At 66.7% G+C, this 16,797-nt stretch carries 15 protein-coding genes and 1 tRNA gene; 13 read left to right on the top strand and 3 right to left on the bottom strand.

The window, feature by feature from the left end; translation table 11 throughout:
• Positions 1 to 11: 11 nt before the first annotated feature.
• A complete protein-coding gene (locus ACXZ1E_RS08995; protein WP_458040188.1) occupies positions 12 to 1,394 on the bottom strand; it encodes an LLM class flavin-dependent oxidoreductase in 1,383 nt (460 codons plus the stop codon).
• 176 nt (positions 1,395 to 1,570) lie between these two features.
• Between ACXZ1E_RS08995 and ACXZ1E_RS08990 the strand changes: the two genes are divergently transcribed.
• From ACXZ1E_RS08990 to ACXZ1E_RS08965, 6 genes are all read left to right on the top strand, one after another.
• Positions 1,571 to 2,608: a methionine ABC transporter ATP-binding protein gene (locus tag ACXZ1E_RS08990; protein ID WP_458040187.1), complete on the top strand. Its 1,038-nt coding sequence runs from the start codon at positions 1,571 to 1,573 to the stop codon at positions 2,606 to 2,608.
• The gene (locus ACXZ1E_RS08985) at positions 2,605 to 3,342 is read left to right on the top strand and encodes a methionine ABC transporter permease (RefSeq protein ID WP_458040186.1); all 738 of its coding nucleotides are present in this window, start codon (positions 2,605 to 2,607) and stop codon (positions 3,340 to 3,342) included. The genes ACXZ1E_RS08990 and ACXZ1E_RS08985 overlap by 4 nt, the downstream gene beginning before the upstream one ends.
• A gap of 36 nt (positions 3,343 to 3,378) precedes the next feature.
• Positions 3,379 to 4,296, top strand: coding sequence for a MetQ/NlpA family ABC transporter substrate-binding protein (locus ACXZ1E_RS08980; RefSeq protein ID WP_458040185.1), 918 nt, complete (start codon positions 3,379 to 3,381; stop codon positions 4,294 to 4,296).
• 88 nt (positions 4,297 to 4,384) lie between these two features.
• The gene (nucS, locus tag ACXZ1E_RS08975) at positions 4,385 to 5,080 is read left to right on the top strand and encodes an endonuclease NucS (protein WP_458040184.1); all 696 of its coding nucleotides are present in this window, start codon (positions 4,385 to 4,387) and stop codon (positions 5,078 to 5,080) included.
• 75 nt (positions 5,081 to 5,155) lie between these two features.
• Positions 5,156 to 5,830 (top strand): HAD hydrolase-like protein, encoded by a 675-nt coding sequence (locus ACXZ1E_RS08970; protein WP_458040183.1) that lies wholly within the window; start codon positions 5,156 to 5,158, stop codon positions 5,828 to 5,830.
• A 36-nt stretch (positions 5,831 to 5,866) separates the two neighbouring features.
• Positions 5,867 to 7,933, top strand: a complete 2,067-nt coding sequence (locus ACXZ1E_RS08965) for a bifunctional lysylphosphatidylglycerol flippase/synthetase MprF (protein ID WP_458351931.1) — start codon at positions 5,867 to 5,869, stop codon at positions 7,931 to 7,933.
• 69 nt (positions 7,934 to 8,002) lie between these two features.
• Here ACXZ1E_RS08965 and ACXZ1E_RS08960 read toward each other — a convergent pair whose 3' ends face one another.
• A complete protein-coding gene (locus ACXZ1E_RS08960; RefSeq protein ID WP_036296657.1) occupies positions 8,003 to 8,209 on the bottom strand; it encodes a cold-shock protein in 207 nt (68 codons plus the stop codon).
• A gap of 296 nt (positions 8,210 to 8,505) precedes the next feature.
• Between ACXZ1E_RS08960 and ACXZ1E_RS08955 the strand changes: the two genes are divergently transcribed.
• Positions 8,506 to 9,150 carry a GntR family transcriptional regulator gene (locus ACXZ1E_RS08955; protein ID WP_458040182.1) on the top strand — a complete coding sequence of 215 codons (645 nt, stop codon included), beginning with the start codon at positions 8,506 to 8,508 and terminating at the stop codon, positions 9,148 to 9,150.
• Between the two features lie 76 nt (positions 9,151 to 9,226).
• Here the strand turns inward: ACXZ1E_RS08955 and ACXZ1E_RS08950 are convergent.
• Positions 9,227 to 9,313: transfer RNA gene (locus ACXZ1E_RS08950), tRNA-Leu, on the bottom strand.
• A 234-nt stretch (positions 9,314 to 9,547) separates the two neighbouring features.
• Here ACXZ1E_RS08950 and ACXZ1E_RS08945 point away from each other — a divergent pair.
• Genes ACXZ1E_RS08945 through ACXZ1E_RS08920 form a run of 6 tightly spaced genes read left to right on the top strand, consistent with a single transcriptional unit; the run spans position 9,548 to position 16,719 of the window.
• A complete protein-coding gene (locus tag ACXZ1E_RS08945; protein ID WP_458040181.1) occupies positions 9,548 to 10,291 on the top strand; it encodes an FhaA domain-containing protein in 744 nt (247 codons plus the stop codon).
• Positions 10,288 to 10,860 carry an FHA domain-containing protein FhaB/FipA gene (locus tag ACXZ1E_RS08940; RefSeq protein ID WP_458040180.1) on the top strand — a complete coding sequence of 191 codons (573 nt, stop codon included), beginning with the start codon at positions 10,288 to 10,290 and terminating at the stop codon, positions 10,858 to 10,860. The genes ACXZ1E_RS08945 and ACXZ1E_RS08940 overlap by 4 nt, the downstream gene beginning before the upstream one ends.
• A gap of 3 nt (positions 10,861 to 10,863) precedes the next feature.
• Positions 10,864 to 12,111, top strand: coding sequence for a PP2C family protein-serine/threonine phosphatase (locus tag ACXZ1E_RS08935; RefSeq protein ID WP_458040179.1), 1,248 nt, complete (start codon positions 10,864 to 10,866; stop codon positions 12,109 to 12,111).
• The gene (locus tag ACXZ1E_RS08930; RefSeq protein WP_458351930.1) at positions 12,108 to 13,514 is read left to right on the top strand and encodes an FtsW/RodA/SpoVE family cell cycle protein; all 1,407 of its coding nucleotides are present in this window, start codon (positions 12,108 to 12,110) and stop codon (positions 13,512 to 13,514) included. Before ACXZ1E_RS08935 ends, ACXZ1E_RS08930 begins: the two co-directional genes overlap by 4 nt.
• Positions 13,511 to 14,968: a peptidoglycan D,D-transpeptidase FtsI family protein gene (locus ACXZ1E_RS08925; RefSeq protein ID WP_458040178.1), complete on the top strand. Its 1,458-nt coding sequence runs from the start codon at positions 13,511 to 13,513 to the stop codon at positions 14,966 to 14,968. Before ACXZ1E_RS08930 ends, ACXZ1E_RS08925 begins: the two co-directional genes overlap by 4 nt.
• On the top strand, positions 14,965 to 16,719 hold the full coding sequence (locus ACXZ1E_RS08920; RefSeq protein ID WP_458040177.1) for a serine/threonine-protein kinase: 1,755 nt from the start codon (positions 14,965 to 14,967) through the stop codon (positions 16,717 to 16,719). Before ACXZ1E_RS08925 ends, ACXZ1E_RS08920 begins: the two co-directional genes overlap by 4 nt.
• Positions 16,720 to 16,797: the final 78 nt, after the last annotated feature.

Raw genomic sequence — 16,797 nt, 5'->3', positions numbered from 1 at the left:
CGGCGTCGGCGTCACGAGGTGATGAGCGAACCCACCCGGTAACCAGCGCCCTTGTGGTCGGAGGGCAGGCGGTCGCCCTTGCCGTGCAGCTTCTGGCGCAGCGTTCCCTCGGCGTAAGAGGTCGGGTACGCACCCCGCGCGCGCAGTTCGGGGATCACGTAATTCACGATGTCCTCGAAGGTTCCCGGCGTGATCGCGTACGCAAGGTTGAACCCATCGACATCCGTCTCCGCCACCCATTCCTGCAGCTGGTCGGCGACCTCCTTCCCGGACCCGACGATCGTGGGCCCGAGGCCGCCGATGGCGCTGATGCGGGCGATGTCTCGCACCGTGAACGTCTCGCCGTGCGCCGCGGACTCCTGGTAGTTCGCGATGACGGACTGGATGGCGTTGCTCTTGACGTTGCCCACGGGCTCGTCGAGCTCGTACTGCGACAGGTCGATGCCCATCCATCCGGACATGAACACGAGCGCGCCCTCGTGGTTCGCGTATTGCAGGAAGTCCTCGTGCTTCGCCTGCGCCTTCTCCGGCGTCTCGTCGGTGATGATCGTGAGCAACGTGTAGATGCGGGCCGAGTACCGATCGCGACCGGCGCCCTCGAGGGCGTCGCGGATCTTGCTCACGGTGTTCTTGAGGACGGCCTTGGTCGGAGACGCGACAAAAATCGCCTCTGCGTTGCCGGCCGCGAACTCGATGCCGCGCGGCGAAGCGCCCGCCTGGTAGATCACGGGGGTGCGCTGGGGCGACGGCTCGGAGATATGGATGCCCGGCACGCTGAAGTACTTGCCCTCGTGGCCGATCTCGTGCACCTTCTGCGGATCGGTGAAGACACCGGACTCACGGTCGCGAATGACCGCGTCGTCCTCCCATGAGCCCTCCCACAGTTTGTAGAGGACCTCGAGGTACTCGTCCGCGTGCTCGTATCGCTCATCGTGCTCGAGCTGGTCGTCGTTGCCCATGTTGCGGGCGGCGGACGGGAGGTAGCCGGTCACCACGTTCCAGCCGACGCGACCCTTGGTCAGGTGGTCGAGCGTCGACATCCGCCGCGCGAACGGATACGGGTGCTCGTACGCGGTACCGGCCGTCACGCCGAATCCGAGATTCTGGGTGACGGCCGCCATGGCCGAGACCAGCAGAACCGGATCGCCGACGGGAACCTGCGCGCCGTGGCGGATGGCGGCTTCGTTCGTGCCGCCGTAGACGTCGTAGGTGCCGAGGACGTCGGCGATGAAGATCCCGTCGAAGGTTCCGCTTTCGAGCAGCTGAGCCAGGTCGGTCCAGTAGCTCAGGTCCTTGTAATTCGCGGAACGGTCGTCGGGGTGGCGCCACATGCCCGACGACTGGTGGGCGACGCAGTTCATGTCGAAGGCATTGAAACGGATCTGTCGAGTCATCGGGCAATCGTCGGGCACGCGCGTTGCCTACGCCAGTGCTGGCAACACACAACGTCACATGGTTACGCCGTGCGTCACGTCGTTACCCACTACGTCACGGGGGCTGTGCCGAGGTGACGCCACGCCCTTACGGTCATCGGCATGCCTTCCTCCCCTGACCCACGTCCGGTGCCGCGATGATCCGCCTCGAGCAACTCACCAAGACCTTCGGCGGCACCACTGTGCTCGACCGTCTCGACTTCGCCGTCGCAACCGGCGAGATCTTCGCGGTCGTCGGCCCGAGCGGCGCGGGCAAGAGCACGCTCGCCCAGTGCGCGACGCTGCTCGAGGCGCCGACCTCGGGGGCCGTCATCGTCAACGGCGACAACCTCTCGCACCTGAACGCGACGCAACTGCGCGTCGCCCGGCGCAAGATCGGCACGATCTTCCAGCACGACGGCCTCTTCAGTCGCCGCACCGCCGCCCAGAACGTGGCGCTTCCGCTGGAGTACCTCGGCGTCACCGCCCTCGAGACCAAGCGCCGGGTGGCCGAACTACTCGATCGAGTCGGTCTCGCCCACAAGACGAACAGCTACCCGCACGAACTGTCGGGCGGACAGCGTCAGAGGGTCGGCATCGCACGCGCCCTCGCACTCCGGCCTCGCGTCCTGATCTCGGACGAGGCGACGAGCGGGTTGGATCCCGAAGCGACCGCGTCCGTGGTCGACCTGGTCAAAGAGCTGCGCGACGATCTCGATCTGGCGATCATCTTCATCACGCACGAGATGGACACGGTACGGAGCATCGCCGACTCGGTCGCGCGCCTCGATCACGGGCGCATCGTCGAATCCGGCCGTCTGGTCGAGCTCTTGCACAACGCCGACTCCGAACTGGGCCGGGCACTTCAACCCCGCCGAGCGCACGCCGCAGCGCGCGAGTCCGAGACGACGTGGGTGGTTTCGTATCGCGCCGCAGACGTTTCGACGGATTGGATATCCCGGCTCGGCGAGACGCTGGGCGTTCCCGTATCCCTCCTCGGCGCATCCGTCGAGGTCCTCCACGAATCGACCGTCGGGTCCGCAGTGATCGGCATCGCTCACGCCGACGGCGAGCGCGTGCATCGAACATTGGAAGACCTCGGCCTCGACGCTCGACCGGAAGAACCGGTCCGCGTGGGTGTTCCCGCCGGCGCGGTTTCGTCCGAGGCGGCTTCTTCAGGGGCGGTGTCGACATGAGACGTATCGATAACGTCCCCCTCGCGGACATTCCCGCCCTGATCCTCCCGGCTCTTCTCGACACGCTGATCATGGTCGGCATCGTCATGACCATCGTCGTCATCGTCGGGATCCCGCTCGGGGCGCTCGTGCACAACCTCGCACCGCACGGCCTGTTTCCGCGGCCGCGGTTGCACGCCATCCTGAGTGGAATCGTGAGCATCGGTCGTTCCCTGCCGTTCCTCATCCTGATGGCCGCCATTGTTCCGTTCACGCGATTCGTCACGGGCACCAACATCGGCATCGCGGCTGCGGTCGTTCCGATGTCGATCGCGGGCATCGCCTTCTTCACCCGCATCGTCGAGAACTCGCTGCGGGGCGTTCCGGCCAACCTCGCGCGCGTCGCGACGGCGAGCGGCGCATCACCGCTCCAGATCATCCGCACGGCGCAGCTGTCCGAAGCCGTGCCGAGCATCATCGGCGGCATCACCATCAACACGATCGCCATGATCGAGTACTCCGCGATCGCGGGAAGCATCGGAGCGGGCGGAATCGGCTACGTCGCCGTCACCTACGGCTACCAGCGCTTCGACAACGGGGTCATGTTGGCGACGATCATCGTGCTCGTTCTGCTCGTCGCGGCCGTGCAAAAAATCGGCGACACCCTCGTCTTCCGCACGACGCCCCACGCTCGCACGCGGCGTTCTGTTCAGAAGAGTCATCTTCAGCCCAGTCATCTTCAGCCCACCCCCTAACCCCAAACTCGCACAACACCCCAGGAGAGCTCTGCCATGACAACCACACAGGACACCCGTACGACGCCGCCGAGCGACGATCACGGGTTCGAGGTCAAGACCCGTCGGCGCTGGCCATGGATCGTCGGCGGCGCGGTCGTCGTCGCGGCAATTGGCGCCGCCATCCTGGTTCCGCTTCTCAACCCGGCCAAGTCCCCCAACGAGATCGCCGGCGCAACGCTCGAGATCGCAACCGCTGAGGGCAACGCCTCGGAGCAGGCCCTCGTGGAGTTCATCGCGAAAGAGGTCGCCCCCAAGTACGGGCTCACGATCGCCTTCCGCGGTCTGGCCGACAGCAACACCATCAACCGCGCCGTCAGCGAGGGCGAGGTGGCTGGCACGATCTACCAGCACAAGCTTTGGCTCAGCCAGGTGCTCGAGGCGAACCCCGACTTCAAAGAGACGGCGGCGGTTCCCGTCTTCCGGTGGGGCTTCGGCGTGTGGTCGGACAAGTACGACGACATCAGCGAGATCCCGGATGGCGGAAAGATCTCGCTGTACTCCGACCCGGCCAACGAGGCACAGGGACTCTGGGTCCTCGAGCGCGCCGGTCTGATCACCCTCGACCCGTCGATCGACAAGGCCTACGCGACGCAGGACGACATCGTCGCCAACCCGAAGAACCTCACATTCGTGCTGCTGGACTTCGCGGCGCAGTCTCGCGCCCTGCCAGACCTCGACGCGGCGGTGGGCTACACCGAGTACTACCTCGCGGCGCAGATCGACATCGACAAGCAGATCTACGCTCCGGCAGCGCCGGACGAATTCGCGGGACAGCTCACGATCGGCTCGGACTACGCCGACACCGACAACGTCAAGAAGCTCGTCCAGGCATTCCAGGACCCAGCCGTGCAGGAGTTCTTGCGGACCGACCCCTCGGTCAAAGACATCCTGCTGCCGATCGACGCGCGGTAACCATCCGCCCTGGGGGGCGGGTTCTCAATCCCGCCCCCCCACGCACCGTCTGGCGAGGCACGGCGGCACCGACGGGTACCGTGGACGGGTGCGTCTTGTCATCGCCCGCTGCTCCGTCGATTACTCCGGCCGTCTCAGCGCGCATCTCCCCCTCGCCACCCGTCTTTTGGTTCACAAAAGCGACGGAAGTCTGCTGGTGCATTCGGATGGCGGCAGCTACAAGCCGCTCAACTGGATGAGTCCGCCCTGCTCGCTGGTGTCGCAGCAACCGGACGACGATGCCCGTGACGTCGGCGTGATCGAGCAGTGGCGTGTCACGCACGCGAAGTCGGGCGATGCCCTGCTGGTCAACATCTACGAGATCATCCACGACACCTCACACGAGCTCGGAGCCGATCCCGGACTGCAGAAGGACGGCGTCGAGGCTGATCTGCAGCGCCTGCTCGCCGAGCAGGTCGAGCTCATCGGCGACGGCGTCACGCTGGTGCGACGGGAGTTCCCGACGGCGATCGGCCCGGTCGACCTACTGCTGCGCGACCCCGCGGGCGGAACGATCGCGGTTGAGGTCAAGCGCCGGGGCGACATCGACGGCGTCGAGCAGCTCACCCGCTACCTGGCCCTGCTCGGTCGCGACCCCCACCTCGCCCCGGTCACGGGAGTCTTCGCGGCGCAGGAGATCAAACCGCAGGCCCGTGTGCTCGCGACGGACCGAGGCATCCGCTGCGTCACCCTGGACTACGACGACATGAAGGGCATCGAGTCGGGGGTCCCCCGCCTGTTCTAGGGATACTCGGTCATTGTGCGAGGTCCGCAGAGCCGAGACGGAGTGACCCCTCACCCGCCCCGTAGGCTGGATCCCATGCCCGACATCTGCCCCTGGTCCTGCATCCTCTGGGATGTCGATGGCACGATCGTGGATGCCTCGGACGGCATCCTGCGCCGACTGACCATCACACTCGAGCACTTCGGCCGCCCCGCGCCTACCCGCGCCGAGCTGGTGCACTGGATCGGTCCGCCGATGTTCGAATCGTTCCAGGCTCAGGCCGGCATGTCCCCCGAAGAGGCCACCACGGCGGTCTCGTGGTATCGCGAACTCGGGGCGCGCGACGGCTACACGACCGGCGCGCGGACCTTCCCCGGCATCGTCGACCTGATCCACGACCTGCATCGCGATGGAGTACCCCAAGCGACCGCGAGCAGCAAGCCCGAGAACCAGGTGCGAGAGCTGATGCAGTTCTTCGGGCTGACGGATGACTTCACCACCATCGTGGGCGCCACCCCCGACGAGCGGACGCTGAGCGCCAAGTCCGACATCGTCGCCGAGGCTCTGCGCCGACTCGAGGCCGCGGGAGTCGACACGTCTCGACCGGTGCTCATCGGTGACCGGCACCACGACGTCGACGGGGGCGCGGTTCACGATGTGCCGGTCATCTTCGTGCGCTGGGGCTTCAGCTGGCCGCACGAATCCGAGGGTGCCTCCGCCGTCGCGGACGACATGGACGCCCTTCGCGCGCTCCTGCTTCCCGGCGCGTAGGGCCCGGCGGCGGGCATCCCTCGCTAGCCTGACAGCGTGAGCGACCCGACACCCCCGCATCCCGCACGCTTGTTCGGGCGCCTCGTCCGCGCCATGCCGGCGACGCTGACGCTGCTCGTACTCCTGATCGCGGTCGGCATCGTCGGTCAGGGTCTCTGGCGTCCGGTCACCGAACAGCCCTGGTTCGAGGCGGTCGCGTACGGCCTGCCCGCGCTCGAAGCGGGCCGGTGGTGGACGCCGTTCACCGGCACCTTCTTCGTCGCGCATCCCGTCGTCTACATCCCCACGCTTCTGAGCCTGGCTGGCCTCGGCTTCCTCGAGATGAAGCGGGGTACACGCATCGCGCTGCTGTACTTCGGTTTCGGTCAGCTCTTCGCGATCTTCGCTACGGCGGCCTTCCTGATGTTCGGGCGCCTGCTCCCCTGGCCGTGGGCGACAACCCTCGCTGGGCAGCTCGATGTCGGCGCATCCGGCGGCACGATGGCCTGCATCGCCGCCTCCATAGGACTGCTGGCGGCACCGTGGCGCCAGCGCGGCTGGGTCATCGTCTTCGCCTACGCAGCGATCAGCCTGTTGCTGCTCGGCTCACTCGCCGATGTCGAGCACGCCTTCGCGATCACGCTGGTGCTCGTGATCGACCGTTCATTCCGCATCCAGCGCACCACCGTTCGCGAACAGCGGCTGCTCGCGTTCGCGGTGATCCTCTCGCTCGCGGTCATCCAGATCCTGTCGTTGCTCCTTCCCACCAACGGGCCGTTCGGGCCGACCGCGCCGCTCGATGGGCCCTGGCTCGACGTAGCGATCGACACCGTCGTGGTGCTGCTGGTGTCGCGCGGGCTCCGTCTCGGCCGCCGGTGGGCGTGGATTCTGAGCGTCCTGTGGGCGGCAGTGAACCTGCTGGTCGCCGCCGCGATCATCGCCCTGTTCGCGCTCTTCCCCGCTGAGGTCTACGACGTTTACGGCGATCCGGATGTCGCGCTCGCCACCTCGCTGCTGTGGGCGCTGTTCTTCGTCTACCTGATCATCGTCCGCCGGGCGTTCCGGGCCACCCGCCGCCGACGCATCGGGGAGGGGACCGCGGTATCCACCGACGACGTCCGCGCACTGATCCGCGCGGAGGGCGGCGGCAACCTCTCGTGGATGGCGACATGGGAGGGGCTTCGCTACCTGCGCACCGGCGACGGCATGGTCGCCTTCCAGCCGCGGCTCGGGGTTGCGATCGCCCTCGCCGATCCGCTCGGGCCCCCGGCATCCGTCCCCAACTCGGTGAGCACGTTCGTCCGCACGACGGAAGGACAGGGGCTCATCCCGTGCTTCTTCAGCTGCAGCCAGGTCACCCGCGATGCGATGCCGGACGGATGGCGCGCGCTGGTCATTGCGGACGACACGATCGTCGATCTGCCCGGGCTCGAGTTCACCGGCAAAGCCTGGTCGTATGTGCGCCAGGCACTCAACCGCGGCGAGCGCGACGGGATGATCTTCCGCCTCACTACTTTGGCCGAGGAGCCCTGGGGTGTTCGACAGCAGTTGCGCGCGATCTCGGAGTCATGGGTCGGCGACAAGGGCCTGCCCGAAATGCGGTTCACACTCGGCACCCTGCAAGAGGCCGAGGATCCCGACGTGCGACTCGCGCTCGCGCTCGCACCGAATGGCGACGTCGACGGGTTTCTGTCGTGGCTTCCGGTGTACGGACCCGGTGGCACCGTGCATGGCTGGACCCTGGACCTCATGCGCCGACGCGAGGGCGGGTTCGGCCCGGTCATGGAGTTCTTGATCGGATCTTCCGCGCGGGACTTCGCGGCCGAGGGCGCACTCACGCTCTCGCTGTCGGGCGCACCACTCGCGCACGAGGTGACTCCGGATGAGGGCTCGATCGCCCAACTACTGGGCTCACTGTCGAGCGCGCTCGAGCCCGTCTACGGATTCCGATCGCTGCACCGGTTCAAGACGAAGTTCAACCCACGGTACGAGCCCATCTACCTGCTCTACCGGGACGAGGGCGACCTGACCCGGATCGCGGCGGGTCTCACCCGTGCGTTCCTGCCGGACGCGACCCTGCGCCAGTTCGCCGCTGCCGGAGTCGACATGCTGCGCCACGGCTGACGCGCGCCGGAAAAGCAGAACGCACCCCAGAGCGTGAGCTCCGGAGTGCGTCCTTATGTGATTCGCTCCCTAGACGGGGCGGATGTTCTCGGCCTGCAGACCCTTCGGGCCCTGAGCCGTCTCGAACTCCACGCGCTGGTTCTCCTCGAGCGAGCGGTAGCCGCCCGCCTGGATAGCGGTGTAGTGCGCGAAGACGTCGGCGCCACCCTCATCGGGGGCGATGAAGCCGAAGCCCTTTTCGGCGTTGAACCACTTGACGGTTCCCGTGCTAGACATACTTGCCATTCTCTTCAGTCGCAAGGCCGAAAGCCTCGCGGGTAATAAGCCGCACCACCGAAGTAGAGCGGGGTTGTGGTACCACGCTACCCCGACGGGGGTGACATCGCGCAATGCCTTCGAAAGAAGGAGACACAAACGTTGCCCGAACGTGATCAGAGAATTCCTCTCGCGGTGCTGCTCCCCGCGAGGAAAGGTGACCCTCACTGCCGGTTTCTGGTATGCCGTGCGTAAGATGTCTCGCACTATTCGAGCGGCGGGTTTCCGCCGTGCCTTACCCGAAAAAGGCACCCGAAATGCCCCTTGATGCACCCGCTGAGCGTCTGGAGGCCAGCGGTTCTGCGCTGGCAGACGACGTCTACGCCTTGCTCGCCCGCGCCATCCTCGACGGCCGCCTCGCCCCCGGCGAACGCATCCGTGATGTCGAGATCGCCGATCTGTACGGGATTTCCCGCACGCCGGTCCGCGAGGCCATCCAGCGCCTAGCCAGTCAGGGCCTGCTCGAAGTAGCCGCGCACCGCTATACCCGGGTCACCACGCCCGACGAGTCCAGCCGTGCGGAGGCAATCGAATACATCGGACAGCTCAGCGGCATCGCGGCCCGTCTCGCAGTGATGCGAGCAACCGATGAGGAGCTCGCGGAGATCTGCGCACTCCTCGATCAGGTCGCGGCCGCCACCTCCGAAGCCGATCCGCGTGAGCTGTCGGCGCTCATGGTCGCGCTGTTCCGGCGAATCACGCACGTATCGCGAAATCGGATGCTCATCCAGACGCTCCGCGATATCCACCTGCCCGTCGCGCGCCTACTCGTCGGGTGGACCCCGCACCCCGGTGATCCGATCCTGCGAGCCGATTCGTTCGTGCGCCTGTGCGACGCTTTCCTTGCGCGCGATGCGGACGGGGCCGAGCGGATTGTGCGCGAGCAGCATCCGCTCGCCTGAAACGACTCTGGCCCAGTAATCCCGAAGGATCCTGGGCCAACTGCGACACCGGATGTCTCGAACGTCGAGAAATCTCTGGTGCGCGAGGGGGGAGTTGAACCCCCACGCCCTTTCGGGCACTGGCACCTGAAGCCAGCGCGTCTGCCTATTCCGCCACTCGCGCGAATTTGGGACATACGCCCCAAAACTCAACCTGCCGAGAATATCACGGGTGCGCGGCGACGCGAGACGAGGATCACAGGGCCAGAGGAGGACTCGGGCACAACAGAGTTCTCCTCTCCGCGCCGATCTCCTCCGGCGACGAAGAGCGTTATCCCGCACAACTCCCCGATCGTCGGGGCCTATCCAGCCTCGCTGACTACGATGGGCCTACCATCCGCCCCGCCTGAGGAGCCCCGTGGGTCTACTTGACAGCTTCGAGAAGGGTCTCGAGCGCGCCGTAAACGGTGCTTTCGCGCGCACCTTTCGCAGCGGCATCCAACCGGTCGAGATCGCCTCCGCCCTGCGCGGCGAGCTCGACAAGAAGGCCGCGGTCGTCAGCCGCGACCGCATCCTCGCGCCCAACACCTTCGTCGTCGAACTCTCGCCCGCCGACCACGCCAAGATGGCGGCGCTCGGCGACACGTTACTGACCGAGCTCGACACGCTCGTGCAGAAGCACGCGAAGGCACAGGGCTACACGTTTGCGGGTGCCGTCAGCATCCGGCTCGGCGTCGATCCCAATGTCGCGGCGGGAACGCTGCGCGTCAGTTCCACGACAGAAGAGGGCCGCGTTTCGTGGCGCGCCGTCGTCGATATCGATGGCAAACGGCACCCCCTGACTTCGAGCCGAACAGTAATCGGTCGGGGCAGCGACGCCGACATCACAATCCCCGACGCCGGCACGAGCCGAAAGCACGTCGAGATTCTGTGGGACGGCGAACGCGCCATGGTCCGCGACCTCGGATCGACCAACGGGTCCTCCCTCAACGGCCAGCGCGTCACGCAGGCCGCGCTCGAGCCGGACTCGACGATTCGGATCGGACGCACTGACATCGTCTTCCGCGTCGTCGCGCAGGCGCGACCCCCGAAGCCTCCGCCACCACCGCCCGCCGATGTGACCCGTGCGTTCGACGCGCTCGGTGGAAGCGGGGCGCGATGAGCGAGCTCACCCTTCTCCTGCTGCGGATCGGCTTCCTGCTCCTGCTGTGGGCCTTCGTCTTCGTTGTCGTCTACTCGATGCGCGCGGATCTCTTCGGCGTGCGCGTGCGCCGCATGCCTGAGCCCGCAAGTGAAGCCGCAGGCGCCCCGGGAGCCGCCGCAGCTTCAGCCACCGCGCAGGCACCCCCGACCGCGCCACCCGCCCCGTCGACCCCCGCGCCGGCGGCAGCCCCTGCGCCCTCACGAGCCGGCAAGAAGGGCGGCGCCGCAACGACCGAATCGGTCCAGCGCATCGTCATCACCTCAGGGCCGAAGGCCGGGCTCGAGCTCCCCCTGACGAACGAACCGCTCACGATCGGCCGCTCGAGCGAATCGGGTCTGGTGATCCGAGACGACTACACCTCCAGCCATCACGCACGCCTGGTGCTGTGGGGCGAGCAGTGGATGATTCAGGACCTCGATTCGACGAACGGCACCTGGCACGATGGCGCCCGCGTGCAGGCCCCCACACCGGTGACGATCGGCGCGCCCATCAAGGTCGGCGCGACCACCTTCGAGCTGCAGAAGTAGTTGATGGTCTTCGAGGGTTCCGCGGCGGCCTTGTCCCATACGGGCAAGGTCCGCTCCAACAACCAGGACTCGGGCTATTCCGGGTCCAACCTCTATGTCGTCGCCGACGGTATGGGTGGTCACGCGGGCGGTGATGTCGCGTCATCGATCGCGATCCGTCACCTCGAAGGCCTCGATCGGCCCTTTGCGAGCACGGCCGAGGCCGAGCGCGAGCTGCGCGACACGATCACCGAAACGGCATCCGCCCTGATCGATACGGTCGAGCAGCGGCCCGAACTCTCGGGGCTCGGCACCACGGTGAGCGCGCTCTTGATGATCGACGATCACGCGGTCATCGCTCACATCGGCGACTCGCGCATCTACCTCTACCGCGACGACCAGCTCACACAGATCACGACGGACCACACGTTCGTGCAGCGCCTCGTCGATTCGGGCCGCATCACCGTCGAGGAGGCGCGCTTCCACCCCCGGCGCTCCGTGCTGATGCGCGTGCTCGGCGACATGGACGCTCACCCCGACGTCGACACATTCATCATGGCGACTCAGCCCGGTGACCGGTGGCTGCTGTGTTCGGACGGCCTCTCGGGCGTCGTCGACGATCCCCATACGGCGAAGGCACTCGCGCAGGGTCTCACACCCCAACGCACCGCCGACGTGCTTCTGAAGCAAGCCCTCGACGCCGGCGCACCCGACAACGTCACCATCGTGATCGTCGACGTCGGCGGCTCGCATCCCGTCGTGGTGGGAACGCCGACCATCGTCGGCTCGGCGTCGACCCCGCTCGACTTCGATGTTCCCGCCGCACGCCCGGGACGCAGCAGCTGGCTGCACCCCAATCGTCAGGCTGCGAACGAACCGACACACTTCGAGCCCGCAGCCGAGTTCCTTGAAGAGCTCATCGAAGAGGACCGTCGCCGTGCCCGTCGCCGTCGTATCGGCTGGATCGTCGGCGCGGTGGTCGTGGTCGCGCTGCTCGTCGTCGGCGCACTCCTCGCGTATTCGTGGACGCAGACGCGATTCTTCGTCGGTGCCGATCAAGAGATGGTCGTCGTCTACCGGGGCATTCAGCAGGACATCGGCCCGATCTCGCTGTCCGAGGTCTATGAAGAGACGGGCATCGATCTCGACGACCTGGACGAGTTCACGCGACAGGCGGTCGAATCGACCGTTTCGGCGGGGTCGTTGACCGAGGCCCGTGAGATCGTCGAGCGCCTGCGCGCCACGACCGAACCGTTGGGGGTGAACCCGTGACCTCGACCAAGCAAGGCGACACCGCCGAACTCAAAGCCGACACGACCGTCATGAAGGCGCTCCGCACGCTCCGGATGCCTCAGACCCAGCGCAACCGCGAGCTCGGTCTTCTGCTGCTCGCCTTCGCGGTGAGCGGATCCGCGGTCGCCCTCGTGCAGCTCGGCGCGCTCGGTGGTATCGAGTGGACGATCCTGTACTACTTCGGAGCCCTCGCCGTCTTGGTGCTCACGCTGCACATCGTGCTGCGATTCCGGGCACCCAACGCGGACCCGATCGTCGTACCGATTGCAACAACTCTCACGGGCCTCGGTCTCGCGATGATCTACCGGATCGACATCGCGAAGGACGCCGTGGGATGGGATGCGGCATCCACACGCCAGATCGCCTGGACCGGCATCGCCGTGGCCGGTGCCGTCGCCGTGGTCATTCTTCTGCGCAACTACCGCGTGCTCTTCCGCTACACCTACGTCTCGGGGTTCGTCGGACTCATCCTGCTGCTGCTTCCCGCGATCCCCGGCTTGGCCGCGGAAGGCACGGGCGCCGCTGTGTGGGTCTCGATCGGCGGTCTGTTCACCTTCCAGCCCGCCGAACTGGCGAAGATCGCCCTGGCGATCTTCTTCGCTGGCTATCTCGTGCGGACGCGCGAGAGCCTCACCTCGACCGGGCATCGCTTCCTCGGCATGGCCTGGCCGCGTGCGCGCGAGATCGGGCCCCTGCTGATCATCTGGGTCGTCTCGCTCGCGATCATCGTGCTGCAGCGCGACCTCGGCACCGGCGTGCTGATCTTCGGCATGTTCATCGCCATGCTCTACACAGCGACGGGCCGCACCAGCTGGGTCGTGATCGGGCTGGCCCTCGCGTTCGCTGGCGTGTTCATCGCCTCACAGGTCATGACATATGTCGGATCCCGCATCTCGGCCTGGTGGCACGCCTTCGATCCCGAGGTGATCGATCGCACGGGGGGAAGCTTCCAGCTCGTCGAGGGCATCTTCGGACTCGCGCAGGGCGGGCTGATCGGCACGGGGCTCGGCCAGGGCCGTCCCTATCTGACGCCGCTGTCGCAGAGCGACTACATCGTCCCGAGCCTCGGCGAAGAGCTCGGGCTGATCGGTGTTTTCGCGATCCTGTGTCTGTACATGCTCTTCGTCAGCCGAGGCATCCGCATCGGACTCGCTGGCCAGGATGACTTCGGCAAGCTCCTCGCGACCGGGCTGGCATTCACGATCGCCCTGCAGGTCTTCATCATGGTCGGCGGAGTGACCCGCTTGATCCCGCTGACGGGACTGACGACTCCGTTCCTCGCTGCCGGTGGTTCGTCGCTCGTCGCGAACTGGCTCATCGTGGCTCTTTTCTTGCGCGTCTCGGACGCCGTGCGCTCTCGTCCCCGGGTGGTCATCGGATGAACAAAGAACTCCGTCGCCTTTCGGTCGTCATCCTGGCGATGTTCCTTGCCCTGTTCGGCGCGACGAGCTGGATCCAGGTCGTCCAGGTCGACACTCTTGCCGAGAATCCCGCGAACACGCGCGCACTGTACGACGCGTACCAGGTTCAGCGCGGGGCGATCATCGCGGATGGCGCGGCCATCGCCTACTCCGTGCCGTCGGATGACATCTACTCGTTCCAGCGGGTCTACACCGATGCGGCGATGTGGGCCCCCGTTACGGGATACATCAACCCTCTGCTGAACTCTCGAACCGGGCTTGAGAGCGCGATGAATCAGGATCTCAGCGGCACATCCGGATCGCAGTTTCTGCAGCGCCTCGATCAGATCATCACGGGCCAGAAGCCGCAGGGCTCGAACGTCGCCACGAGCCTTCTGCCGCGGGCGCAACAGGCCGCCTGGGATGCCCTGCAGGGCTACGAGGGCGCGGTGATCGCGATCGAGCCGTCCACCGGCCGCATCCTCGCGATGGTCACGACCCCGAGTTTCGACACCAACCTGCTTGCCGCACACAGCTCGGCCGAGGTCAACGACGCCTACGCGGCGCTCGATGCCGACCCCCTGCGCCCGCTGTCGAATCGAGCCATCGCGGGAACCCTGAACCCTCCGGGTTCGACCTTCAAGCTCGTCGTCGCATCGGCGGCGCTGGCTTCGGGTCGCTACACGCCCGAATCGACCTTCGCGAACCCCGCTCAGTGGCAACTGCCGGGATCATCCGACTTCATCAACAACTCCGGTGGCGGTACGTGCGGGCCGGGCGAAACCGTCACGTTGGCCGACGCTCTCCGCCTCTCGTGCAACATCCCGATGGCCCAGCTCGCGGTCGAACTAGGCGACAACGCGATCCGCGAAGAGGCCGAGAAGTACGGCTTCAACTCGTCGTTCGCGATGCCCCTCGAGTCGACCGCATCGACGTACCCGCGCGCGCTCGAGGATGCCCCGACCGCCCTTACGGGCTTCGGCCAGGGCGATGTCCGCGCGACCCCGCTCCAGATGGCGATGGTTTCGGCCGGGATCGCAAACGAGGGCGTCGTGATGAACCCCCGCATGGTCGACCGCGTGATCGGCCCCGACCTGTCGGTGCAACAGACCTTCGACAACGAAGAGTTCGAACGTGCCCTGAGCGAAGAGGATGCAGCGACCATGACCCAGATGATGGTGGCGAATGTCCAGAACGGCGTGGCGTCGGGTGCAAGAATAGACGGCGTAGAGGTGGCCGGAAAAACCGGCACGGCGGAGAACGGTGCGACCGCTCCGTACACCCTCTGGTTCACGGGCTTCGCGCCCGCGGATGACCCGCAGGTTGCGGTCGCGGTTGTGCTGGAGAACGGCGCAGGGCGGGGCCAGCAAGGCGGATCGAATCTGCTCGCGGCCCCGATCGGCAAGGCGGTCATGGAGGCGGTGCTGGAGCGATGAGACCCACACAGGGAGTGTCCTTCGGCGGCCGCTACGAACTGATCTCGCGCATCGCCATCGGTGGCATGGGCGAGGTCTGGGAAGCCACCGACCACGTCATCGGCCGTACCGTCGCGATCAAGATCCTCAAAGACGAGTACATGGGCGACCCGGGCTTCCTCGAGCGCTTCCGCGCCGAGGCCCGGCACGCGGCCCTGGTCAACCACGAGGGCATCGCCAGCGTCTTCGACTACGGCGAGGAGAACGGCAGCGCCTTCCTCGTCATGGAACTCGTTCCGGGCGAGGCCCTGTCAACGATCCTCGAGCGCGACGGCACCCTGTCGACCGACAAGACGCTCGACATCGTCGCCCAGACATCCGCTGCTCTGCAGGCGGCCCATGCGGCCGGCCTGGTGCACCGCGACATTAAGCCGGGCAACCTGCTGATCACGCCCGATGGACGCGTGAAGATCACCGACTTCGGCATCGCTCGCATCGCCGACCAGGTGCCCCTGACGGCCACGGGCCAGGTCATGGGTACCGTTCAGTACCTCTCGCCCGAGCAGGCATCCGGACATCCCGCCTCGGCCGCGACCGACATCTACTCGCTCGGCATCGTCGCGTACGAGTGCCTCGCCGGCAAGCGCCCCTTCACGGGTGAGTCGCAGGTCGCGATCGCGATGGCGCAGATCAACGAGCAGGCGCCTCCGCTTCCGCCGACCGTTGCGGTTCCGGTACAGAACCTCGTCTTCGCCATGATCGCGAAGAAGCCGGACGACCGCCCGAGCTCGACCGCGGTCGTCGCGCGCGCCGCTACGGCTCTGCGTCGCGGGGACATCGTCGCGGCCGCGGCTGCGATCCCCGCGATCGCGACGGGTGTCGTGGCGACGGATGACGCAACCCAGCTGCTCACGTCGGCGGCACCGCTCGACGCGGCAACACGTCTGCTGACCCCGTCCGCCGCGACGGGTGCGACAGCAACCGTCGTTGACGAGGCACCGCCGCGGAAGCGTAGCCCGTGGACCTGGCCGCTGATCGCGCTGATCGTCCTGCTGCTGCTCGTGCTCGGCGGTGCCGTCTGGGCGCTCCTGGCGAACCAGGGCGGGAGTCCCGATCCGTCCGACTCGACTACGTCGACGGCACCGACTCCGTCCGCACCTTCGACCGAACCCGCCCCGACGCCGACATCTGTCGATGTCAGCGCTCTAGATCTCATGGGTGTTGACTGCGAGGCTGCCCGCCAGACCGCACTCGATGCAGGCATGGAGACAGTTACGTGTACGGCTGGAGACGCGGCCGCCTCACAAGACGAGGTCGGCACTGTCTACCGCATCGAGCCGCAAGGCAACGTTCCCAAGTCGCGCGAGCTCGTGCTGACGTACTACGGCGACATCACGCCGATGAACGCCCCTGGCGCCCCCACCATCCAAGACGGTGGAACCCCCGTGACGACCGTCACCGCGGGTGACACCGTGGACGTGCAGTGGTCGGGCTACAGCTGCGCCACCGGCACCGGCTCTGTGCTGTCGTACAACCTGACCGCTTCGAATGGCCTGTTCTCGAACGGACAGTCGTCGATCGTGATCGCCGCCAACCAGCGGACCGCGCCGATCGAGGTCAGCGAGAACGCGGGCCAGTCGCTCATCGTCAAGTACACGGTGACGTGCACGGGCGGGCCCGGTGGCGATCGCACGTCGCCGGAGTCGGCCGAGGCAGCCGCGACGATCACCCCGGCACCGGCAACGCCATCAACGCCACCGGCGGCACCCTGACCGTCGCGTCGCCGCCATCCGATCCATAGCCGCCGCCTAGGCTAGGAAGTCCCCCTTCCCCATCGACGAGGAGTACCC

It is taken from the genome of Pacificispira sp. HM-600 (assembly GCF_977993705.1).
The sequence above is the reverse complement of the archived record's forward strand: the minus strand, read 5'-3'. Positions and strand labels throughout refer to the sequence as shown.